A 1,688-nucleotide genomic window follows, 5' to 3' on the forward strand; every position below is an offset into this window, starting at 1 on the left:
GGCCTTTCATCAGGGGCGCCGGCGCCGGACGCCGGCGGGGCTATCGTGGCGCCGGAAAGGTATTGAACCCTGGCGATACGCGACGGCCGCTCTATCTCACGTCCGCGCCCGCACGCCAAATCCTCCTAGACCAACAACTCGCGAAGCGAGCGGATGATCCGGTCCGGCTTCACCGTGCTGCCCACGGGCAGGCCGGCCCCGCGGTGGTCGTGCCAGACGGCGTGCAGGCCCAGCCGCTGGGGCGCCGCGACCTCCCACTCCAGGTCGTCGCCGACGATCCAGCAGTCGGCGGGGCCTACGCCCAGGCTCGCCATGCAGTGGCGATAGGCCTGCGGCTCCGGCTTGCCGAAGCCGTGCTCGCCCTCGATCTGGATGTGCTCAAAGAACGGCGCGAGCGCGAAGCGCTCGATCTTGCTGCGCTGCGTGGCCCCGTCGCCGTTGGTGATCAGCGCCAGGCGCACGCCGCGGGCGCGCAACTCCGCCACCGCCTCCACGGCGCCGGGGAACGGGCACATCATCGCCTCCCGCGCGGCCGTGAACCCGTCGGCGAGACGATGCGCCAGGGACTCTGTCAGGTGCGCCCGTCCGCTCCTGGCGAACACCCCGGCCACGACGCGCCGGCGCACCTCGGCGAGCGCGAAGCGGCCTTCCTTGTGGCGGTGGGGATCGGACCAATAGAAGACGAACGCCGCTTCCAGCGCGGCCACCAGGGCCGGCGGGTCATGCGGCCCCAGGTCCTCCGCCAGCTCGGCCACCATGTGCGCCAACACCTCCTCGCGGTGACCCGCGCTGAGGATAGTGTCGTCCAGGTCGAAGAGGATGGCCGGCGGGAGGATCGTCCTGTCTCCACATTTTCTGGCGCCACTCTAAGCGCGGTGGCGGTTGAAGCAGAAGGCCGCTGCGGCTTAAGTCGCGACCTGCGAAAACCCGGAAGGCCCGCCACCCCAATGGCCAAGTTCGATAACATCCTGCAGACGGTCGGCAACACGCCGCTGGTGCGGATCAACAAGCTCGCCCCCGACCACGTGACGCTCTACGCCAAGGTCGAGGCGTTCAACCCCCTAGGTTCGGTCAAGGACCGCCTGGCGCTGGGCGTCATCGAGGCGGCCGAGAGGGACGGCTCGCTGAAGCCGGGCCAGACGGTGGTCGAGGCCACCAGCGGCAACACCGGCATCGGTCTGGCCATGGTCTGCGCCGCCAAGGGCTATCCCCTCGTCGTGGTGATGGCCGAGAGCTTCTCCATCGAGCGTCGCCGCCTCATGCGGTTCCTGGGCGCCAAGGTGATCCTCACGCCTGCGGCGCTCCGGGCCACCGGCATGATCAACAAGACGCTGGAGCTGGCCAAGACCCACGGCTGGTTCCTGGCGCGCCAGTTCGAGAACGAAGCCAACCCCGACATGCATTCGGCGACCACGGCGCGTGAGCTGATCGACGACCTGGCGGGGGAGCGGTTCGACTACTGGGTCACCGGCTATGGCACCGGGGGCACCCTGAAGGGCGTGGCCCGGGTCCTGCGGAAGGAACGCCCGGAGACCAAGATCGTGGTCTGCGAGCCCACCGACGCCCAGCTGCTCGGCTCGGGCAAGGGACAGGCGCGCAATGCCGACGGAACGCCCGCGGAAGGCCACGCGGCCTGGGCGCCGCACCCCATGCAGGGCTGGACCCCCGACTTCATCCCGAAGATCACC

Annotated in this window: 2 protein-coding genes; one reads left to right on the forward strand and one right to left on the reverse strand. The window is 69.7% G+C overall.

What is annotated here, in order from left to right; translation table 11 throughout:
• Positions 1-125 precede the first annotated feature (125 nt).
• The gene (locus QZV94_RS24910) at positions 126-836 is read right to left on the reverse strand and encodes an HAD family hydrolase (RefSeq protein WP_367255364.1); all 711 of its coding nucleotides are present in this window, start codon (positions 834-836) and stop codon (positions 126-128) included.
• Positions 837-947: 111 nt separating this feature from the next.
• Between QZV94_RS24910 and QZV94_RS24915 the strand changes: the two genes are divergently transcribed.
• On the forward strand, positions 948-1,688 hold a 741-nt coding region (locus tag QZV94_RS24915), incomplete at its 3' end, for a PLP-dependent cysteine synthase family protein (protein ID WP_293683147.1).

It is taken from the genome of uncultured Phenylobacterium sp. (genome assembly GCF_902826855.1).
Lineage (GTDB): Bacteria > Pseudomonadota > Alphaproteobacteria > Caulobacterales > Caulobacteraceae > Phenylobacterium.